A 21,014-nucleotide genomic window follows, 5' to 3' on the forward strand; every position below is an offset into this window, starting at 1 on the left:
GGTACCCCGTCGCGATAAAACCATCAACAGGCGATGGGTCAAATCAATCGCCGCGAGGGCGCGCCTCCCACAAGGGTTGCTCTTCCTGACCTCGGACAAGCGAAGCGTTCGGACCACGGACCTCGGCTTTTCAGACAAGCGAAGCGTTCGGACCACGGACCTCGGCTTTTCAGACAAGCGAAGCGCTCGGACCACGGACCTCGGCTATTAAGGACCTCGGCTCTTAAACAATCCTATGGTAAAATCGCGCCATCAATGTTCATACAATCGATCCAGAATAATTTCGCAAGAGCGTTACGTTAGCAGGTATACTTTGCCTCAAGTGAAATTGCTGTAAGAAGGTAGGCGGTTAATGAAAGTAACGGTTTTTGGTATAGGTTATGTAGGGCTGGTTCAGGCTGCAGTATTGGCTGAGGTAGGTCACGAAGTCTGTTGCGTGGATGTCGATGCACAGAAAGTTGAAAACCTTAAAAATGGTATCATTCCTATCTACGAACCCGGCCTGACGCCCATAGTACAGTCAAACTATGAAGCCGGACGTTTGATTTTTACCACTGATGCGAAAGCCGCTGTTGAGTTTGGTGAAATACAGTTTATTGCGGTAGGCACGCCGCCAGATGAAGATGGTTCTGCTGACCTCAAGTATGTGCAGGCGGTCGCAAAAACAATTGCTACCTACATGCAAGATCCGAAAATTGTGATTGATAAGTCCACTGTACCGGTAGGTACCGGGGATAAGGTTAAGGCGACAATAGCGGCAACTCTTGCTGAGCGGGGCGCAGAGATTGAATACCATGTGGTGTCTAACCCCGAATTCCTCAAAGAGGGTGCTGCAGTCAGTGACTGTATGCGCCCAGACCGGATTGTTATCGGTACGGAAAGTGATCATGTTAAAGATGTGATGACTGAGCTGTATGCTCCTTTTAACCGTAATCACGACCGTATCATCTTTATGGATATCCGTAGTGCCGAGCTGACTAAATATGCAGCTAACTGCATGCTGGCGACCAAAATCAGTTTTATGAATGAGATGGCCAACATCGCAGAGATGGTTGGTGCGGATATAGAAAACGTGCGTAACGGTATCGGGTCTGATGAACGGATCGGATATCACTTTATCTACCCAGGCTGCGGCTATGGCGGCTCATGTTTCCCGAAAGATGTTCAGGCGCTGGTGAAAACCTCTGAGCAGATTGGGTATGACTCGCAGATTTTGAAAGCGGTAGAAGCGGTTAACTCGAAACAGAAAACTAAATTGTTTGAACTGATCAGCCGTCATTTTAAGGGTGAACTGGCAGGAAAAACGGTGGCTCTCTGGGGCTTGTCATTTAAGCCTAAAACCGATGATATGCGCGAAGCATCCAGTCGTGTACTGATGGAACTGCTGTGGGCTGCCGGCGCAAAAGTGCAGGCATTTGACCCTGAAGCGATGGAAGAGACTCAACGTATCTATGGTTCACGTGCTGATCTTAATCTCATGGGCACCAAAGAGGCCGCTCTGAATGGTGCAGATATGCTGGTCATCTGTACCGAGTGGCAAAGCTTCCGTGCCCCGGATTTTGACCTGATCAAAGCGCAACTGGCCGAACCGGTAATCTTCGATGGTCGTAATCTGTATGATCCGCACCGCATGGCCGATCGTGGCTTCAGCTACTACGCAATTGGCCGGGGTTTGTCGATAAAACAAGGGTAAAATCGGCACGAGGGCGTACCTCCTACAGGTAGATTTTTGTGGGAGCGACGCCCCCGTCGCGATAAAATATCAGATAGCACTAATCTGAGTAATCGCCGCGAGGGCGCGCCTCCCACCGAGTAGGTTTTTTCTGGGAGAGGAGCTAGCATGCCTTTTGGCTACCTCGTCGCGATTAGTTAGAATAAAACATCTAATCAGAATTCCAGGTACAGCCCAATGCAACTCACCTACCTCGTCACCGGCGCTGCCGGCTTTATCGGCAACTTCGTCTCAGAACGCCTGTGTCAGGCTGGCCATAAAGTGATCGGCCTGGACAACCTGAATGATTATTATGATCCAGCCCTGAAAGATGCCCGCCTGAAACGTCTGGAGCAATATCCTGAGTTTACCTTTAAAAAACTGGATCTTGCTGACCGCGAAGGGATGGCTCAGCTGTTTGCTGAAAGCGGCTTCGATCGGGTTATCCATCTGGCTGCTCAGGCAGGGGTGCGTTATTCACTGGAAAACCCGTTTGCTTATGTTGATTCCAACCTGACCGGCATGATGACCATTCTGGAAGGCTGCCGTCAGAATAATGTAAAGCATCTGGTGTATGCCTCATCTTCATCGGTGTATGGCATGAACACCAAAATGCCATTTTCGACTCAGGACGGTGTTGATCATCCGGTCTCTTTGTATGCCGCCACGAAAAAATCCAATGAGTTGATGGCCCACAGTTATTCACACCTTTATGGCATTCCTACCACTGGCCTGCGGTTCTTTACTGTCTATGGCCCCTGGGGCCGCCCGGATATGGCGCCATTCCTGTTTACCAGTGCCATTTTGGAAGACCGCCCAATTAAGGTGTTCAATCACGGGAAAATGCTGCGCGACTTCACCTATGTAGACGATATTGTCGAAGGTGTTATCCGCATTCAGGATGTGATTCCTCAGGTGGATGAAAATAACCCAAGGACCAGCCCGGACAGCAGTAGCGCCCCTTACCGGGTGTACAACATCGGCAACAACGAACCGATTGAACTCAGCCGCTTTATCCAAGCGATTGAATCAGCCGCGGGTAAAACCGCAGTAAAAGAATACCTGCCGATGCAACCTGGCGATGTACCAGCAACCTACGCCGATATTGACAGCCTGCAACAAGCCACCGGCTTCAAACCCAGCACCACCATCGAAGACGGCATGCAGAGGTTTGTAGAATGGTATAAAGCGTATTACAAGGCTTAAGATTAAAGGGCAGAGGCCTGATCTATTGTAGTAGCCCTTTTTAACGGTGATAAAATAATTAAACAAATCGCCGCGAGGTACCCAGAGGGCATGCCAGGCGCCTCCTACAAAAGCAATATGCAACAGCTATACCTGTGGGAGCGACGCCCTCGTCGCGATAAAACCATCAACAGGCACCAGGTCAAATAATCGCCGCGAGGTACCCAGAGGGCATGCCAGCGCGCCTCCCACAGGGGTTTCTCTTCCGGACCCCGGACAAGCGAAGCGTTCGAACTACGGATTTCGACTTTTCAGGCCCCAGCTTCTTTACTCCAGGACAATATTGTAGAATCAATACATTACTCATATTGTTGGCAGGCTCTAACTATGCCGGAGTCGTTAATTTTAACGCCCTTACAGAAGGTGACAGAGTCTCTGGCTAATGCGATTGCGCAGCCGAAGAATGAATTTATACGCGATGCGGTTATCCAGCGTTTTGAATATACCTATGAACTGGCCTGGAAGTTCATCAAGTGTGACCTTGTCGACGATGTTGGCAGTGAAGCCATTAATGGACTAAACCGTAAAGATCTGTTTCGTATTGCTGCTGATAAAGGCCTTATCACCGACCCTCTGCCCTGGTTTTCCTATCATAAAGCCCGTAATGAGACATCGCATACCTATAATGAGAAAATCGCAGAAGAAACCTACAAAGTTGCACTACAGTTTGTGATAGATGCTCAATATTTACTGCATAAGCTGGAGTTAAAGCATGCTTGATCTGAGTGATGGGCAGCTGGCTGAAGTTCAGGCTATTCTGGCGAAAAATCTGGCACAAAAATCAGAAGTTTATGCCTTTGGTTCGCGTACAAAACAGACGGCAAGAAAGTATTCAGACCTGGACCTGCTAATCAAAACAGCAGATCCAATTGATTATGGCTCACTCTCTTTGCTTGAAGAGGCTTTTTCTGAATCCGATCTTCCCTTCAAAACGGATCTGGTGGATTGGAACCGGGTAAGCGAAGAGTTTCAGGATCACATAAAGCCGCAGCTGGTCAGGATTTTGTAGGTTTAAAGACAGAGGTCCCGATCGCTGCGCTAGTCTGATTATTGCATTTGTCCGAACGCAACCTGCGGCTGCTTGTCCGCTTTTTTGTTCATTAGACAGACTCACCACAGAGGACACAGAGGCCACCGAGAAGAGCATTAAAAGAATAATCCTTTAAGCATATGTAACAAATCGCCATGAGGGCATGGCTCGCTACAAAATCAGTTTTCCCCCTGGGTAAAAATTGCTTTATGCTCTTCCTGACCTCAGACAAGCGAAGCGTTCGGGCTACAGACTTCGACACTTAAAGAACAAGGATGTTCATATGATTGATATAAAGCACCACGGTGCAACCACAGGCGTTACCGGCTCTTGTCATGAACTGGTTTTAGATAACGAAACCAGCGTTCTTATTGATTGTGGTATGTTTCAGGGGGCTGAAGCCACAGCTTCTGAAACTAAACACACTGAATCTTCAAACCTGCAAATCGCTTTTCCCATTAATACGGTTAAAGCGCTGTTTATAACCCATTGTCATATCGATCACGTCGGACGAATCCCTTCACTGATTGCCGCGGGGTTTAGTGGGTCGATCTACGCATCCAAAGCGACTGGCAGGTTATTACCCTTGGTGCTTGAAGATGCTTTGAAGATTGGCGTCACACGAGATGAAAAGTTGATCAGTCAGTTTCTTAAGCTGCTTAATAAGCTCATTCAACCGGTAGAGTATAAACAGTGGTATTCGGTCGATTCCATCAGTGGCCTGCGGTTCCGCTATAAACCTGCCGGTCATATTCTGGGGTCTGCCTATATCGAGTTTGAATACGGTCGTGATAAGAAAAAAGAAATCATACTGTTCTCCGGCGACCTTGGTGCTCCATATGCGCCGTTACTTCCGGCCCCTGAATCTCCCTGGCGGGCCGACCGGCTGGTTATAGAAAGCACCTATGGCGACAAAACCCATGAAAACCGCCGTAGTCGGCGACAGCAGCTGCAAAAGGTTATTCAGCACTGCCTGAAAGATGCCGGTACGGTACTGATTCCCGCCTTTAGCATTGGCAGAACCCAGGAGCTGCTGTACGAACTGGAAGATATTATCCACAGGCAAAAAGGCACTGCATGGAAGGATATCGATGTGATTGTCGATTCACCCCTGGCAGCAAAATTCACCCGGCATTATCGAGAACTAAGTAATCTCTGGGATGCTGAAGCAAAAGCACGAAAGGCGGATGGACGTCATCCACTCACCTTTGATCAACTGATGACCGTCGATTCCCATCGTCAGCATATAAAGCTGGTGAACTATCTCAAAAGTAGTGGGCGCCCTGCCATTGTCATCGCCGCCAGTGGTATGTGTGCTGGTGGAAGAATAGTGAACTACCTCAAAGCGCTATTGGCTGATCCAAGAACCGATGTCGTTTTTGTGGGCTATCAGGCGAACGGCACACCAGGGCGTGATATCCAGCAATACGGTGCTGATAAATACAGAGAACGAGGAGGCTATGTTTTCTTAGACAATGAACGAATAGATATCAGGGCAGGGGTGCACACCATCAGCGGATACTCCGCCCATGCTGATCAGAAAAACCTGATCAACTTCGTTAAACGAATGCGCCACAAACCCAAAGAGATTCGCATAGTCCATGGCGATAACGAGGCTAAGCAGGCTTTAAGGAAAGAGCTGGATAAAATCTGCCCGGCCGCAGAGATATTAATACCTTAGAGAATCGAAGTACCCTGTCGGAGCGACGCTAGCATGCCCTCTGGGTACCTCGTCGCGATAAAACCATCAACAGGCACCAAGTCAAATAATCGCCGCGAGGGCGCGCCTCCCACCGGGTAGATGTTTTGTAGGAGGGACTCTAGCATGCCCTCTGGGTACCTCGTCGAATAGGCACCAGGTCAGATAATCGCCGTGAGGGCGCGCTTCCTACAAAATTAGCTCTTAACGACCTCGGCTCTTAAGATGTAAAGATATCTGACCTAACGCCAAAATCACCATAAAGGTTGTCGCATTAGCAGGTATCTGAAGATTAAAATCGACGGTTGAATGTATCGCTAAAGCAATGATGGCCATCGTTGCGCTGAAAGCGATGCCTCTCATTAATGGGTTTTTGCGTGTTCTAAGTGCTTTGAGGGCCGAGATAAACACAAGTAGAACAGCAAGCAGAAGGCAGCTGGTAACGATAACGCCATACTCACTGGCAAACTCGAAATAATCATTATGTGCATGATTATAGAACTGAGGCCCTGCATCATATTGGCGATATGAGGGGAAGTTGGTGTAGTACGTGCCAGCCCCGCTACCGGTTAGCAGATTATCTTGAATAGCTTCTAGCGTATAACGATTAACCTCATCCCGGGTTTCGCTCTGTTCCGATGTTTTCTGTAAACGATCAGCGACCTTTTCTACACCAAAGAAGGTACCCATCACAAATATATCGATAACAATAAGACTGCTGATCAGAATGATAGTCGAGCGTGTGGAATGCTTACCCAGGATAAGCGCAATGACACCGGCTATTGCAAGGCTGCTGAAAAAGGCAGTATTACCCATACGGGAATGGGTCATTACAAGGCCAGCAACCATGATTATCAACAGTACCCTAAGTCGTGCTTTAGGCCCTAATAGTGTTGTTATCAGCGTTCTTGATCGCTCGCGCCAGTTATTTGCAGATTGACGTGTCAATGTGGAAATCATAATGCCAATACCTACGCTTAGAGTAAGCACAAGATAGCCAGCCAGATGGTTTCGGTTTACAAAGGTACCGGTAGCAAGGTTGCGATAGTATTCCTTAGGTACAAGAAAACTGTATTCAGTTCCTGTCAGTGTCATCATGCTGCCGTAAGCAGATTGAAATAATCCGCTGAATATCAGCGTGTAAGCGAGCAACTTAATACGTTTCCGCGTGTTAGTTAACAGTAGCGTGAGGCAAAAAATCAGAAGATAGCAAAAACCGGACAGTGATTGTTGTAATGTTGCACTTGAGTCGATGGAACTAAGCGCAAATTCAGCAGGGGCAACTCCTTGAATAAGTGCCATCAGAGGTGCCGTACCGAGTAAAGCAATAACAGGCCCGCTTCTTTTCAGGCTGTTACTGATGGCAGCTTTCTGAAAGCTAAACAGAGTTAGCCAGGATGCGCATATGAATAAGGTCCAGCAACACAAAACCGCAACCGCCCAGGTTTTGTTACTACCCAGTGGTAATGGCAGCCATACTAACAACGATAAAAATGAAAAGAATAGCCACCTGTCATGCATGACTGGTCTCTCAGTGGGGACAGGTGAGTCTGTGGAATATGAGTGCTGCATGCTATGAGGAGTCAGGCTATTAGATATTTTGAACAGAAAAAAAGCGCTTCGCAGCGCTTAATAAATTCATTCAGGCACTTGGGCTGGCTGTACCACCGCCGCCACCACCGGTGTTGTTACCAAATGGGGCTGGAGTAATTTGCCCAGGAGCTTGCGCTTGAGGGTTACCAGCTGCTGCTGCAGGTAGAATAGCAGTAGGATCAATACCGTTATTAATAGCGATCTGAGTCAGTTGTTCTTCAGAAAGTCCGGCATCAATACCTGCCTGGCCGATAGTTGCTAATGCGTCAGTATCGTCAGAGAATGAACTGGCCGCTGCGCTTATAATAGCTTCAGCACTACCTTCTTTACAAGTTATGAAATCGCCATCGGGCTGACAGTCAACCAAAAGCTCAGATAAGATTTTATCTACAGAAGAAGCTTCTGTAATAGCGTTAAGGATAACCTCGGTTAAAGGTAACCCTGAGCTAAGATCTGTCTGGATATTTGCCTGTGCAGGGGACAGTGGTAACAACAACCCTGCTACAACACCAAAAATGTACTGGCGCATTGTAGCTACTCCTTGTGCGCTTAATAGTCGCACTGATCATGATAAAATGTAAGTAGATCTTAACAGTGGCTGTCGCCATATGTAAACATAATTTGATGTTCTTGATTGAAAAAGAGTAGAATATGAAGTAATTGCATTCTTTATGTTGCGGTGCAGCATAGACTTAGGTTTAATAAAGCTGTAGATAGCAAAAGTGTAAAAAGCTTGAGCGCAATTAGCGATATAAAGGATACGTTGATTGTGCATGTTGAGGGCCGTAATAATGAATGTTAGTGTGACGCCATATGGGACCGTCGCTCGTAAACGGCGACTTTTAAATAATCATGAATCACTCGCATTCTGGGTTCAGCATTTTGCCGATCTGGTTATTGTCTGTGGGTCACTGTTTTTCTTTGCCTATCTTAAAATGGGTGAAGTTCCTCCAAACTATCGCCTTCTCGCCGTTATAGCGCTTTTCTGTGTCTGGATTATCTACCGTCGCCGTGGCGTATACCGTCAGTCTTTAGGTTTTTATAAAAGTTCATTCCGCCTGCTAACCGCATGGTTTCATGTCTTGTTGTTGCTTGCGCTGGTGGGCTTTGTTACAAAAAGCGGTGAGAGTTTTTCCCGTGAAGTTCTCATTGAGTGGGCTGTCTCTGGCTTTATCCTGCAGCTAATGAGTATGCATCTGCTTAGCGCACTATATAAGCGCTATAAAGTGATGTTTTCCCGTGAGATTCCCTCTCTGGTTATCGGAACCGGCCAGCTGGCCTCTAAGCTTGTCAATAACCTCAATAGCAACCGCTGGCTTCCGGATAGGGTGGTGGGTTTTGTTCAGTCAGATGATTGCCCATTACAGGATGATGAGGTGATGGAGCTGCCTCTGCCTTTGTTGGGTGGGGCTGAAAGCCTCCGACAGAACATTAGAGATTACAAAATACGCCGTATCTATGTAGCGCTGCCGGTGGCTGAATCCGAGATCATCGAAGCTCTGCATATCGATCTTCTGGATATGAATGTCGATGTTATCTGGGTGCCAGATATCTTCGGCTTGAGCCTGCTAAACCACTCAATCCGCGAAGTGGCAGGTATGCCGCTGATCTCTCTGAATGAAAGCCCTATGACGTCGCGGCGAAGCCATATACTGATAAAAAGCTTGATGGATAAGGTTTTGGCGGCGATAGCCCTGGTGGCATTTAGTCCGCTGATGGCGGTGATCGCAATCATGATCAAGCGTGAATCTGAAGGCCCTGTCTTCTTCAAACAGGACCGGCATGGGTTTGATGGCAAAATTATTAAAGTCTGGAAGTTCCGTAGCATGCGGTTACATGACGATACGGAGGTTAAACAGGCGACCAAAGGGGATTCGCGCATTACAAAGATAGGTGCGTTTATCCGTCGAACCTCTATTGACGAACTGCCGCAATTTATCAATGTGTTGCAAGGTTCCATGTCATTGGTGGGTCCAAGACCGCATGCTGTAGCACATAATGATTACTACTCCGACAAAGTAAATGCCTATCTTGCACGGCATCGTATAAAGCCAGGAATAACAGGTTTGGCCCAGGTTAGTGGTTTTAGGGGCGAAACAGAAACCCTGGATAAGATGGCAAAACGGGTAGAGTTTGATCTGGCTTATATTAATAACTGGTCAATCTCTCTCGATATTAAAATATTAATTAAAACCCCTCTATCATTATTATCAAAAGATATCTATTGAAATGGAAATTAGTAGTAAAGTAATAGTCTTTGGTGGTTCAGGCTTTATCGGAACTCACTTGGTTAGACGTTTGTCCTCTGACGGTGTAAGCGTTGTCTCAGTCGATATAAAAGGGCCAAGAGAGCGTTTAGATGGGGTCGAATATATATTTGCTGACGTTCGGGATCTGCGTGGATTCGAAGTTGAAGGCTCAGTTGATCATATCTATAACTTTGCTGCGATACACACTACACCGGGGCATCCTGATATCGAGTATTTTGATACTAATGTAAATGGTGCACTCGAAGTGACGGATTTTGCCCGACGGGCAAACTGCCAGGAAATAATCTTTACCAGTTCTATCTCTCCTTATGGGCCAGGAGAGGATGAAAAAAATGAATTGACAAAGCCTGCTCCCCAATCTGCTTACGGATATTCGAAATTGCAGGCAGAAGGTATTCACCGCCAGTGGTATCGTGAAGATAGTTCACGCAAGCTGACAATCGTTCGGCCTGCAGTGGTGTTTGGCGACGGAGAGGGTGGGAACTTTACTCGGTTGGCTACCATGTTACGCAAAGGCTTCTTTATCTTTCCTGGTCGAAAAGACACGATTAAAGGGGCTATTTACGTTAAAGAATTACTCAATGCGATAGAGTTTGCGCGTAACCATCGTGATAACTATGTACTCTTTAATGGCAGCTTCTCAGAGAAGTATACAATTGAATTAATCGTTAATACTTTTATAGATAATCATTTTAAAGAAGCCAGAACATTCTTAGTACCGCAATGGGCTCTTATGTCAATTGCAAAGGTGTGCGGGCTGTTTAATTTTATGAATATCGGCATAGACCCTGAACGAGTGTTAAAGCTAGTTAAATCAACCAATATTAAGCCCGGCTGGTTGGAAAGGAATGGTTATGTTTATCAGTATAATTTAGAAAAATCACTAGCAGATTGGCATAAAGATTCAAAATTTAACTAATGATTCTCGAGTATTTATGAGCAATGATTTGTCTTATCGTCCAGATGTGGATGGGCTGCGCGCATTAGCGGTAATCCCTGTTGTACTTTTCCATGCTGGGTTAACAGTTTTTTCTGGCGGTTTTGTAGGCGTAGATGTATTTTTTGTTATTTCTGGGTATGTTATTACAAGAAGCTTATTGAAAAACCTGGAAGAGGGGGGTTTTTCAATATCCGATTTTTATTATCGTCGGATAAGACGAATATTTCCGGCACTTTTTTTTAGCTTTTTTTTGACTTGGATTGCTGCGTGGTGGTTTCTATTACCGCCATTTTTTGAAAAATTTTCGGCTAGTATGGCCTCTAGTGCGCTATTCGTATCTAATATATATTTTTGGAAAACAATTAGTTATTTTAACGCGCAATCTGATCTTATGCCACTATTGCATACATGGTCACTATCGGTTGAGGAACAGTATTATATATTTATGCCTATAGCTATGTGGGTTATTTTTAAGTATATCCATAGATATTGGAACTTATGTCTTTGGCCAATTATTATCATAAGTTTTATTTTAAGCTGCTACTTGATTGATAAAGCACCTTCAGCAAACTTTTATCTTTTACCTACACGGGCATGGGAGTTGCTTTTAGGCGCTATAGTGGCGGTGAACCCTCGACTAGTAGTAGAAAGAAAGTGGGGTAAAAATTTGTTAGGCAGCCTGGGATTGATATTAATTGTGGGCACCGTTTTCTTATATGAAAAGACTATGCCTTTTCCTGGTTATGGCGCACTTGCTCCTTGTCTTGGTGCGGTATTTATCATTGTGGCTGGGAGGGGAGTGGCCAGTGAGGGAAGTTTCCCTTTTGCGTATCGCTTACTTTCATATAAGCCGGTTGTTTTTTTTGGCTTGATATCTTATTCACTGTATCTGGTTCATTGGCCGGTTATCGTATTTATGAAATATGATCGTTTAGTACCGCTGAACTATACAGATATGCTAATGGTTGTTATAGCCAGCGTGTTACTAGCGATGTTCTCATGGCGTTTTATAGAGCAACCATTTCGTAGTACTAAAATTAAAAACAAAACCGTTGTATTCATGCCAGCATCACTACTTATAGTCATATCTGTAGGATTTGGCTATTGGGGTTTTACAAATGGTGGTTTTGATGAGAGGTACCCGGACTTTTCCTCTAGAGCTTCTTTTGAGGATGTTAGTAAATCAAAGCGTAATTGCTTCCTCATGGATGCAAAAAATTATCAACACTGGGATGCCGATAAGTGTAAGTTAAGTGAGGGAGATGATAAAAATGAGAATGTATTGTTATGGGGCGATTCTTTTGCTGCACACTATGCCCCGGGTTTTGAAAGTCTGAGCTCCGATCTGCCATTCGATCTATATCAATATACATCTGCAGGCTGTCCTCCTATATTAAGTTTTGAATCATTTGCATTGCCGTATTGTGATGAGTTCAATCAAAATGCTCTGAAAATAATAAAGGAAAAAAATATAGCTGCCGTAATTTTATCAGCACGGTGGACTGATTATAAATCTAGAGGTTTTATGGCAATAAAGTCAACATTAGATTGGCTTGAAAATAATGGAATAGATTATGTTTTGATTGGACAATCACCTCAGTATGTAATGGATGTAAGTATATTAGAGTATAGGAAGGGTCGAGGTGATAGTAACTCGGTATGGAATGTTTTTTATGATGAAAAAATTAATGATGAACTTAAAAGTGTTATAGGAGTTGGGGCTTTTTATAATCCGATGGATGTTTGGTGCCAAGGTGTTATCTGTCAATATGAATTTGAAGGTGTTTTGCTTCACTCTGATTATGGTCACTACTCAAAAGAGGGCGCTAAATTGTCAGTTAGGCCTCTTTTGACTTATTTGCATAAACGGTATTGATATGGCCGATATTAAGGAGAGGGTAAGCCTACGGTCGATGCCATTTGTCAAAGCAGAAACACCTTTGGTTATTTTATTTACATTGCTTTTGGTGGGTGCAGGGCTTTTAGGTGCTTTTTCAACTTTGGGTTTTTTAATTATAGGTTTGTTTTTTGTTGTTACGAGATTTCCATATGTCCTAGCGGGATGTCGTATTAATTGGCCATTATTGCTTTATCCTCTTTTAGGTTTGCTCTCTACCGTTTGGGCTGATTATCCGAAAATTGCATTTATATACTCTCTTCAGTTACTGGTTTCTATTGTTTTGTTTATAGCAGTAATTTATACAGTGTCCTTTAAAAAAATAATTTTAGCAGCAGCTATATCGCTTTCATGTGTGATGTTTTTAAGCTTGTTTTCCCATAATACAGTAACTATTTCTTTTACGGGTGAGGTTGTTAGAGTTGGATTGTTTGGGAGTAAGAATAATATGGCGGGCTCGGCTGCAACTGCCATGTTATGCGCAATAGCTGTATTTATGATTTTCAGAGAAAGTGTAATGATTAGAGCCCTTGCAGTAGCTTGTGTTTTATTATCTGCTGCAACCTTTCTGCAGGCTAATTCATTGGGTACAACCGTGTCAGTTTTTTTCTTTATCGGTATTACCTTTTTTCTGTATATGTATTCGAAAAGTCAAATAAGTTTAAGTACAAAAACAATCCAGTTGATGATATTCGTTTTTGTTATAATTTTTGGTTTAACTTTGTGCGTATATATGTTTGATTACAGTGCATTTGAAGAGTTTATGTACAGTATTGGTAAAGACCCTACTTTGACAGGTCGTACTGATATTTGGTTAATAGCGATGGAATCCTTTCCCGAACATATGTGGGGAGGTGTGGGGCGAGGATCATACTTTCAAGCTGATAATATAGGGGCTATTGAAATATGGGAAACTCATTTTGTAGAGATTGGTGCTCCGTTTGGTTTTCATAATACTTATATTATGGGGTTGATAGAGCAGGGTATTCCAGGGTTTCTGATAATGTGTTTGGTTTTTTTTAAAGGCCTTCAGGGTGTAATCAGGGGTGCGATATTTAATATGACAGAAGCGCTAGCATTTTCTACCTGTATATTTCTAATTACTTTCTCCAAAACTTTTATTGAGACCTTAGGTTTTGCTCAATTTTCATACGGTACTTTTATGTTGTGTTGGTCATGGATAGTTTTAACGAAGGGGACTTATTTTGATCAATACATGCGTATTAGGGTTGTACTGTAGATGAAAATTCTTTACTTGGTACATGATTTGTCAGACCCGGCTGTAAAACGAAGAGTGAATATGCTTCGTGTTGGTGGTGCGGATGTTGTGTTGGCCGGTTTTAGCCGCACGCCTCATAGGGATGGGTTTTGTCTAGGGTATACGAAGGATGGGGCATTCATTCAACGATTAATAATGGTCCTTATATGCTGTATTCGAATGGGTAGGCTTTATCAGATGGCTAAAGGTACCGATGTGTTGATAGCTCGGAATTTAGAAATGCTGATTCTGGGGCGACGCCTTTATAATTTGTTAAAGCGGAAAAAAAAAGGTACAAAACTAGTATTTGAGTGCCTTGATATTCATCGATTATTGATTTCGAAAGGTCTGATAAGCTCGATTCTAGTCAGTGTTGAGAAATGGCTTGTTAAGTCTAGTAAACTTGTTATTACCAGCTCACCTGCATTTATAAAAAATTACTTTGACCCGATTGCGAAACATAAAATACCCTACCTATTATTAGAAAATAAGCTGTTTGGTTTAAGTAGAGATGAATTGAAAAACTATCGAAGTTCAATTTTTAAAAGTAAACCAAGACAATCTGAGGGGTTTTGGACTATCGGTTGGTTTGGAGCACTTCGTTGTCAAAAGTCCTTAGATATTCTGGAGGAGTTATGTGTACGACTTGAAGGAAAGCTTAAAATAGAATTGAGGGGACGGCCAGCCTATAGTGAATTCAGAAATTTCGAGCATCAGGTAAGTACTTCACCATTTATTACATTTTTGGGTGAGTACCAATACCCTGATGATCTTAGCGCGCTTTATAGTTCTGTTGATTTTACCTGGGCGATTGATTTTTTTGAGGAGGGTGGTAATTCGGAGTGGTTATTACCTAACAGAATTTATGAAGGAGGAGCATTTAATACAGTACCTCTATATCTTTTTTCAACTCAGATAGCTGATAAATTACAGTCAATTGGCGTTGGTGTTGGTTTTCATAGACATGAAATATTGATGGCCATGAATGAATTTTTTATGATGCTTAATACAGATGAGTATATAAGTTTGAAAAATTTATCTCAAAAAATCCCTAGTGAAAAATGGGTAGCAGACAGATCTGAGTGCATGAAATTAGTTGTCTTTCTTGAAAGTCTTGATTCAGATGAAACGCTATCGATCAACCATATGTATGAGCTGTAGGTTTACTTATTGTGGATAAGAAAAAAATTACTCAGGGAGTTTTTTGGGGAGGATTGAGCTCTGCCACGTCCTTAGGCTTGAAGTTCATGACTATCCCTATTCTGGCGCGTCTCTTGTCTCCTGAACAGTTCGGTGTTGTTGCGGTAGCCCTCGCGATAATGAGCTTTATTGTCATGGCAATTGGAAAAGGGGGGCTTGGTGCTGCAATTTTGTATTATGAGAATACAGACCCTGGTCAGTATGTTCATACTGTGTTTTGGGCTAATTTTTTCCTCGGTACTGTATTAGCGTTGCTGTGTTATTTGAATGCTGGCTGGCTAGCTGAAATTTCGGGAGTAGAAAAGGCAAAACCCTATATTGAAGTTATAAGTTTTTCGATACCTCTATTGCTGTTGGAGCAGGTTGGTCGTTCTCTCCTGCTACTTAAAATGGAATATAAAAAAATGGCGGGAGTAACACTTTTTGCTTCAATGCTGGGTGGGATATCTGCATTAGTTTTGGCGTACTCTGGGGCAGGAGCATGGAGTCTGATTTGCCAGCAATTAGTCTATCAGGTACTTCTAATGACAGGGTTTTTGTATATGACCAAATTTATTCCTAAACTAGAGTTTAAGAGAGATCGCTTGTCAGAAATAATGCCTTATGCAATGAGGAATACTGCTTCAGATATATTGATGTGGTGTTCATCGCAGGGAGTTATTCTTTTCGTTGGACGTTTTTTTGGTGCGTCAACTGTCGGAGGTTATCAAGTGAGTAATCGACTCGCTCAACTACCCAGGGAAGTTGTTGGAAATGCGTTGGATCAAGCGGTTTTTTCCGGTGTTGCTAATAGTCAGAAGGGCTTAGATAAAAGCAGAACTCTTAATCACAAACTGGAACATGTGTGGCGTGACTTCTTACTCGTAACAAAAATAAATACTTACTTTCTTGGGAGCGTCTATCTTTTGTTAGCGATTTACGCAGAATCGGTTGTGATAATAGTGCTGGGTGAGTCTTTTTATGAGTTTTGGCCTGTTTTTAGGGCGATGACTGTATTCGGATTTATCGGAGTATTTCTTAGTGCTGTGTATCCTTTTTTAAAAGGTATTGGTGAAGACCGGTTGGTGCTTAAATTATCCTTATACCGAGCGATATTAACGTTACTGTTTGTTTATATCGTAGCCGAACTTGATGGTGATATTGTTTTCGTTACCTATACACTTGCGATAGTGCAGCTATTAATGTTGTTGATAACAGTTAGTAAACTTAGTACAAAAGTTAACAGTGGTCTTTCATCTATAATTTTTGAATTTAAGGGTGTGACTATCGGGTTTATAACTTTATTATCTCTAAGTTGGCCAGTTAATGAGTTTTTTAGTTTTTATTTTGAATCTATGGTGCTTTCTTCAATTTTTTCAGGGTTTATTGTGTTGCTCGTCACAATACTAATTTTGCCTTTGTTAGCAAAAAATGATTGGCTGCTGATGAAATCTTGGTTGAAAGTTAAGTTTGAATAATTGTAGCGAAGGTCAATTTAGAATGCACTGGGTGGTAGCAGAGTTGATCTTTAGAAAAACTCAGTCTGTGTCACTTGAGCAAAATATACGACTTCATTTATATTAAGGTGCTTATTCTGATTCTAGTCCAGCGCCATATATTTCTCTGATTGTCGAGTTCTTTACCAAGGAGTATTGGCGATATTTAGATTTAGTGTTTAAGGGAGTTAGTCCAAGATGGTTACTGTACAACTATTTATGCAAGAAGGTCGATAAAGAAATGTGTAGCAGGCCGAGTGGTTGTTCAATTTATCAGAGCTCAATTCATCAGAGCTCAATTCATAATGCCTAGTTTAGTGAATAGGTACAATCCCAAAGTGTTCTTCACATTAGTCGACATCCTATGTTGGTAGCAAAAAGTCTAGTGAATGCAGATTGGGGAGTGAAATCAGTCTGAAACGACTTTGTCAAAACTATATCTGCGAGAAAATAAGTTGCAGAAATGTGCATTATGGGAAGAGTTTTCTGTTTATAATGATGGGTCTATTAAAGACGCGAAACTTCAGGCACTTAAGGAGCGGGAGGTTAGGCTGTGTGAAAATATTACTTATGTTAAATATGGGGGTCTGATTATCAATTCAACTTCAGAATTTTCATCATTACTTGTATTACTAGGGTTACAGATAAAAAATCTATTGATTACACTAAAGGTAGCCCAGTGACTACTGCAGATAGGCTTGATATAAATATGGATGATCCGTTGAACTCCTTGAGGAATAAATGCGCTTTAACCCAAAAAAGGATTAGGAGAGAGTCAATTGATGTTTTGCCTAAAGTTGAGCAAGAGTGGTCTTTAGGCTAATTGCGTCATTGATGTGTATAAGGAAAAATGCGTTCTATGAATTATATAATCATTATTCCCTGCTTAAATGAGCAGCCATATATAGCTAATCTGATCGATTACCTTATTGCTGATTTAAACATTAGTGTTACTGATAGTGAGCCGTTACTTGTCATGGTAGATGGTGGCAGTTCTGATGGTACTCAAGAAATTATTAAATCCTATGCACAGAAGTATGCGTCGGTAATATATCTTCAAAACCCAGCAAAGCTTCAGAGCTGTGCAATAAACCTAGCCGTGAAAACCTATGCTGATAACGCCGAATATTTAATTCGTCTAGATGTTCATGCCGATTATCCATCCGGTTATGTGTCAACCCTGTTGCTGGAAGCGCTGGAAAATCATGCAGATTCTGTCGTAGTGACAATGGATACACAGGCTAAGACACCCATGCAAGCGGTTATAGCGGCAGCTCAAAATTCAGTACTGGGAAATGGTGGCTCGGGTCATCGTAATAATCTTGCAGAAGGTCGTTGGATCGATCATGGTCATCACGCCCTTATAAACGTTAAGGCTTACAAGCAGGTAGGCGGCTACGATGAAAGTTTCAGTCATAATGAGGATGCTGAGCTTGATTATCGTTTAAGACAAGCAGGATTTAACATTTGGCTAACGGGTAAGACCAATATTGTTTACTATCCACGTGCAACGTTACCAGCATTGTTTAAGCAGTATAAGGGCTATGGTCGAGGCAGAGCAAAGAATATAATCAAACACAAGGTTGTCCCGAAACTACGGCAATGTATTCCAATGTCAATTTTCCCTCTGTTTTTATTATTCATCTTAGGTACGTTTTGCTGGCCTATAGCAGTCCCATTTTCTACCTGGCTGATACTGAGTCTTGTCGTAGGTATTTTGATAGGTCATAAAAGCCTCAGTGAATACGGTTCTATTCGTTATTTAGTGGGTTTAGCCGCAGCGACCATGCATTTTGCATGGTCTCTGGGCTTTGTTCTGGGCGTCTATGATTACCTATTCTCTAAATTCGTAAAACAGGGCAAGAATAATGGTCGATAACAAGATCAGCATTGATATAGCGATGTGTACCTATCGTCGAGATTCTGTGATCGATACCCTGAACTCTTTACAGAAGTTACAGTTGGATAATGACTGGCAGGTTCGAATAATTGTTGCCGACAACGATGCGGTGCCTAGTGCCCAACAGCGTGTGTTATCAGTGGATCAGACTAATATTCCTGTAATATATATCCATGCTCCCCAAAGTAATATTTCTATTGCTAGAAATGCTTGTTTATCTCTGAGTGATAGCCAATGGCTAGCGTTCATCGATGACGATGAATTAGCAATGCCTGGGTGGCTTAAGGCACTTATGCAGACCGCAACAAGTACTTCTGCCCAAGTGGTACTAGGTCCAGTTGATGCTCGTTATGATCCTGAATTTTGTGAAGATTGGATGTCAAAGGGGGGCTTTTATCAAACACGTCCAGTATATGTTAATGGAGCGATATTGACAGGCTATACCTGTAATGTGCTGCTGGATCGCCGGGATGAACGTGTTAAGAATGCCGATTTCGATTTGGCGCTTGGCAAGACGGGAGGTGAAGATACAGTCCTTTTTTCTGAGCTGTATAAACAAGGGTGTATTATTAAGTATGCTCAAAAGGCAGTTTTAATTGAGCCAATTACACTGCCAAGAGCATCTCTTAAGTGGCTTTGGTTGCGTCGCTATCGGTCAGGTCAAACGCATGGGATGTTACTTGCGGATAGAGTGATTTCTCTAACAGATAAGCTTAAACAGATATTAATCGCCTCTGTAAAGGCTTCGTTTTGTCATATAATGCTGCTTCTTACCTTATGGAATCCAGTTGCTTGGCGTCGTTGGTGGTTGCGTGGTGGCTTGCATCTCGGGGTGGTATCAAGCCTGCTTGGTAAAGATACGCTTGTTCAGTATGGCGAAGCTAAGAAATAAGTTATGGAATTATCTAATATGAAAATAAGCGTAATTATCACTTGTTACAATTATGAGCAATACATTAGCGAAGCAATTGATAGCTTTCTAAAACAGGATTGTATCAATAAAGAACTTATTGTTGTAGATGATTGCTCAGTAGATAATTCAAGTGACATAATAATATCTTATGGCGATGTATTAACGCCTGTTCTCAAAAATATAAATCAAGGACATGGTGCGGCTTTCAACTCAGGCTTTGAAAAGGCAACAGGTGATTTGATAATGTTCCTTGATGCCGATGATTACTTATTATCGGGTTCATTACAGGAAGCTGTCAATAATTATCAGAAAGGTGTCAGTCTTTATCAATATAGAACGATCTTAGTTGATGAGGGGCGAAAGGATTTCGGGATTTTTCCTGTTAGAACACAATCTTGGAATACAGAGTGCGCAAAAAAGAATGTTTTACGTTATGGCCGATATCAGACATCAGTTACCTCAGGTATGGTATACAACCGTAGTTTTTTAGAGAAAGTGCTGCCAATGAATGAGGAAGACTTCAGGCAGGGAGGTGACGGTTATTTAGCTATATTGGCTCCATTGTACGGTAGTATTCAAAGCTTTGAACATTTGTTGTCAGGGTACCGGCAGCATGGATCTAATCATTCCGGTTTTTCTTTGGATGTTTTAAAACAAGCGAAATGGCGGATATCTCATGACCTGTATCGCTATAAATATCTCAAAGATCATGCAAAAAAGAATGGTGAGCCTTTTAGGGATTCTTACGAAGATTATGATATATATCATTTAGAATCTAGAATGTGTGTTGCTTTATTCGATTCGGGTAATAGTAGAAAAAGGTTCAGACTAGTTTTAAAAGCGTTAGCTTCATTGAAAATGATTAAAGGATTTAAGTATAAAATGAAACTGGGTGTGTGGTGGTTTTTTCTTTTATTGCCAGTAAGAACTGCTCGTAAGATTTATTTGTGGAAAACGGTCCCTGCTAGTAGATTGTGGAGACTCAAGAAATGAGTATTAAGTCTAAATTCCATATAGCATTCAAAATTTTGAGAAATCCTGTCGTATTTTTTAAGAAGTATGACAAAGTTATATTATTAAGCCATATGAGAAGTCGAACTTCAGTGTTGTCGCATATTATTGGTGGTCATGAAGGTATTTCTGGCTATTATGAACAGCATGTCGATCATAAAGAACGATTTTGTAATGAAAAAATAAAAAAAAATCTATTGGTCGATGACGAATTAAAATCTGGTTCTCGGTATTTGTACGATAAGATTTTACATAAAAGATTTGACCCATTATCATTAGATTCTTATCGGGTTATTGTAATGGTAAGAAAACCTGAAGAATCAATAAAAAGCATTGTGTCGATGGGTGTAAAATCAGATGATAAATGGAGTGACATTGCTTTAGCTTGTTCCTATTATAGTGACAGGCTCGATGAAATACTTATCATGCTTGAATTAAAACCGCATATTGATTTTTGTTTTATAACATCTGAAGAGTTTGTAGGTGATACAGAAGTTTGTTTAGATAAAATATCTGATTTTATCAGCCTTGATAAACTGTCCTCTTCTTATTCCTCAGGTATTAAAACAGGAATAGCTGTGGTTGGTGACACCTCGGATAATATTAAAGCAGGAAAGGTTATGCTTACAAAACCACATGATGATATTGTTTTAGATGAATATTTGTTGGCCCAAGCCGAAAAATGTTATGAAAAATTTATCCATAAGGTCATGGCATTACCCAATAGGATGTAAAGCGATTTGCATACGGCTTTTAGATTTTGAGGCACAGGTTAAATTTTTTAGCAGATGTTATTAGTGTGGTTCGATGAATTTCATTATCAAGGTCTTATTGATGTTAGTTAATGGCCATATGAGGTTTGTTATGTTCGC

The 21,014-nt window shown here is 42.2% G+C and carries 18 protein-coding genes; 16 read left to right on the forward strand and 2 right to left on the reverse strand.

The features are described 5' to 3' along the window. Nucleotides 1-352: 352 nt before the first annotated feature. From Q0499_RS11105 to Q0499_RS11125, 5 genes are all read left to right on the forward strand, one after another. Nucleotides 353-1,693 carry a UDP-glucose/GDP-mannose dehydrogenase family protein gene (locus tag Q0499_RS11105; RefSeq protein ID WP_299199296.1) on the forward strand — a complete coding sequence of 447 codons (1,341 nt, stop codon included), beginning with the start codon at nt 353-355 and terminating at the stop codon, nt 1,691-1,693. Between the two features lie 216 nt (nt 1,694-1,909). Beyond that, nucleotides 1,910-2,917, forward strand: coding sequence for an NAD-dependent epimerase (locus Q0499_RS11110; RefSeq protein ID WP_299199298.1), 1,008 nt, complete (start codon nt 1,910-1,912; stop codon nt 2,915-2,917). Between the two features lie 366 nt (nt 2,918-3,283). Further along, entirely contained in the window at nt 3,284-3,676 is a 393-nt protein-coding gene (locus tag Q0499_RS11115) for an HI0074 family nucleotidyltransferase substrate-binding subunit (RefSeq protein ID WP_299199300.1), read from the forward strand. Continuing rightward, nucleotides 3,669-3,965 (forward strand): nucleotidyltransferase domain-containing protein, encoded by a 297-nt coding sequence (locus Q0499_RS11120; protein ID WP_299199302.1) that lies wholly within the window; start codon nt 3,669-3,671, stop codon nt 3,963-3,965. The genes Q0499_RS11115 and Q0499_RS11120 overlap by 8 nt, the downstream gene beginning before the upstream one ends. Nucleotides 3,966-4,269: 304 nt before the next feature. Further along, on the forward strand, nt 4,270-5,667 hold the full coding sequence (locus Q0499_RS11125) for an MBL fold metallo-hydrolase (protein WP_299199304.1): 1,398 nt from the start codon (nt 4,270-4,272) through the stop codon (nt 5,665-5,667). A gap of 222 nt (nt 5,668-5,889) precedes the next feature. Here the strand turns inward: Q0499_RS11125 and Q0499_RS11130 are convergent, their stop codons facing one another. Then, nucleotides 5,890-6,987 carry an O-antigen ligase family protein gene (locus Q0499_RS11130; RefSeq protein ID WP_299199306.1) on the reverse strand — a complete coding sequence of 366 codons (1,098 nt, stop codon included), beginning with the start codon at nt 6,985-6,987 and terminating at the stop codon, nt 5,890-5,892. A 103-nt stretch (nt 6,988-7,090) separates the two neighbouring features. On the opposite strand from Q0499_RS11130, the gene Q0499_RS11135 reads away from it, so the two are divergent. Then, entirely contained in the window at nt 7,091-7,264 is a 174-nt protein-coding gene (locus Q0499_RS11135) for a hypothetical protein (protein WP_299199308.1), read from the forward strand. 63 nt (nt 7,265-7,327) lie between these two features. On the opposite strand, the gene Q0499_RS11140 is transcribed toward Q0499_RS11135, so the two are convergent. Further along, nucleotides 7,328-7,807: a hypothetical protein gene (locus Q0499_RS11140; RefSeq protein ID WP_299199310.1), complete on the reverse strand. Its 480-nt coding sequence runs from the start codon at nt 7,805-7,807 to the stop codon at nt 7,328-7,330. A gap of 262 nt (nt 7,808-8,069) precedes the next feature. Between Q0499_RS11140 and Q0499_RS11145 the strand changes: the two genes are divergently transcribed. From Q0499_RS11145 to Q0499_RS11190, 10 genes are all read left to right on the forward strand, one after another. Next, on the forward strand, nt 8,070-9,506 hold the full coding sequence (locus Q0499_RS11145; RefSeq protein WP_299199312.1) for an undecaprenyl-phosphate glucose phosphotransferase: 1,437 nt from the start codon (nt 8,070-8,072) through the stop codon (nt 9,504-9,506). Between the two features lies 1 nt (nt 9,507). Then, on the forward strand, nt 9,508-10,467 hold the full coding sequence (locus Q0499_RS11150) for an NAD(P)-dependent oxidoreductase (RefSeq protein ID WP_299199315.1): 960 nt from the start codon (nt 9,508-9,510) through the stop codon (nt 10,465-10,467). A gap of 16 nt (nt 10,468-10,483) precedes the next feature. Beyond that, nucleotides 10,484-12,364 (forward strand): acyltransferase family protein, encoded by a 1,881-nt coding sequence (locus Q0499_RS11155; protein WP_299199317.1) that lies wholly within the window; start codon nt 10,484-10,486, stop codon nt 12,362-12,364. A gap of 1 nt (nt 12,365) precedes the next feature. Beyond that, a complete protein-coding gene (locus Q0499_RS11160; RefSeq protein ID WP_299199319.1) occupies nt 12,366-13,625 on the forward strand; it encodes an O-antigen ligase family protein in 1,260 nt (419 codons plus the stop codon). Next, a complete protein-coding gene (locus Q0499_RS11165) occupies nt 13,626-14,804 on the forward strand; it encodes a glycosyl transferase family 1 (protein ID WP_299199320.1) in 1,179 nt (392 codons plus the stop codon). Between the two features lie 11 nt (nt 14,805-14,815). Next, on the forward strand, nt 14,816-16,300 hold the full coding sequence (locus tag Q0499_RS11170) for an oligosaccharide flippase family protein (RefSeq protein WP_299199321.1): 1,485 nt from the start codon (nt 14,816-14,818) through the stop codon (nt 16,298-16,300). An 877-nt stretch (nt 16,301-17,177) separates the two neighbouring features. After that, nucleotides 17,178-18,197, forward strand: coding sequence for a glycosyltransferase (locus tag Q0499_RS11175; protein ID WP_299199322.1), 1,020 nt, complete (start codon nt 17,178-17,180; stop codon nt 18,195-18,197). After that, a complete protein-coding gene (locus tag Q0499_RS11180) occupies nt 18,187-19,110 on the forward strand; it encodes a glycosyltransferase family 2 protein (protein WP_299199324.1) in 924 nt (307 codons plus the stop codon). Before Q0499_RS11175 ends, Q0499_RS11180 begins: the two co-directional genes overlap by 11 nt. Before the next feature lie 3 nt (nt 19,111-19,113). Then, the gene (locus Q0499_RS11185; protein WP_299199326.1) at nt 19,114-20,124 is read left to right on the forward strand and encodes a glycosyltransferase; all 1,011 of its coding nucleotides are present in this window, start codon (nt 19,114-19,116) and stop codon (nt 20,122-20,124) included. Continuing rightward, nucleotides 20,121-20,876: a hypothetical protein gene (locus tag Q0499_RS11190; protein WP_299199328.1), complete on the forward strand. Its 756-nt coding sequence runs from the start codon at nt 20,121-20,123 to the stop codon at nt 20,874-20,876. Before Q0499_RS11185 ends, Q0499_RS11190 begins: the two co-directional genes overlap by 4 nt. The last annotated feature ends 138 nt before the right edge of the window (nt 20,877-21,014 follow it).

It is taken from the genome of uncultured Amphritea sp. (genome assembly GCF_937127095.1).
Taxonomy (GTDB): domain Bacteria; phylum Pseudomonadota; class Gammaproteobacteria; order Pseudomonadales; family Balneatricaceae; genus Amphritea.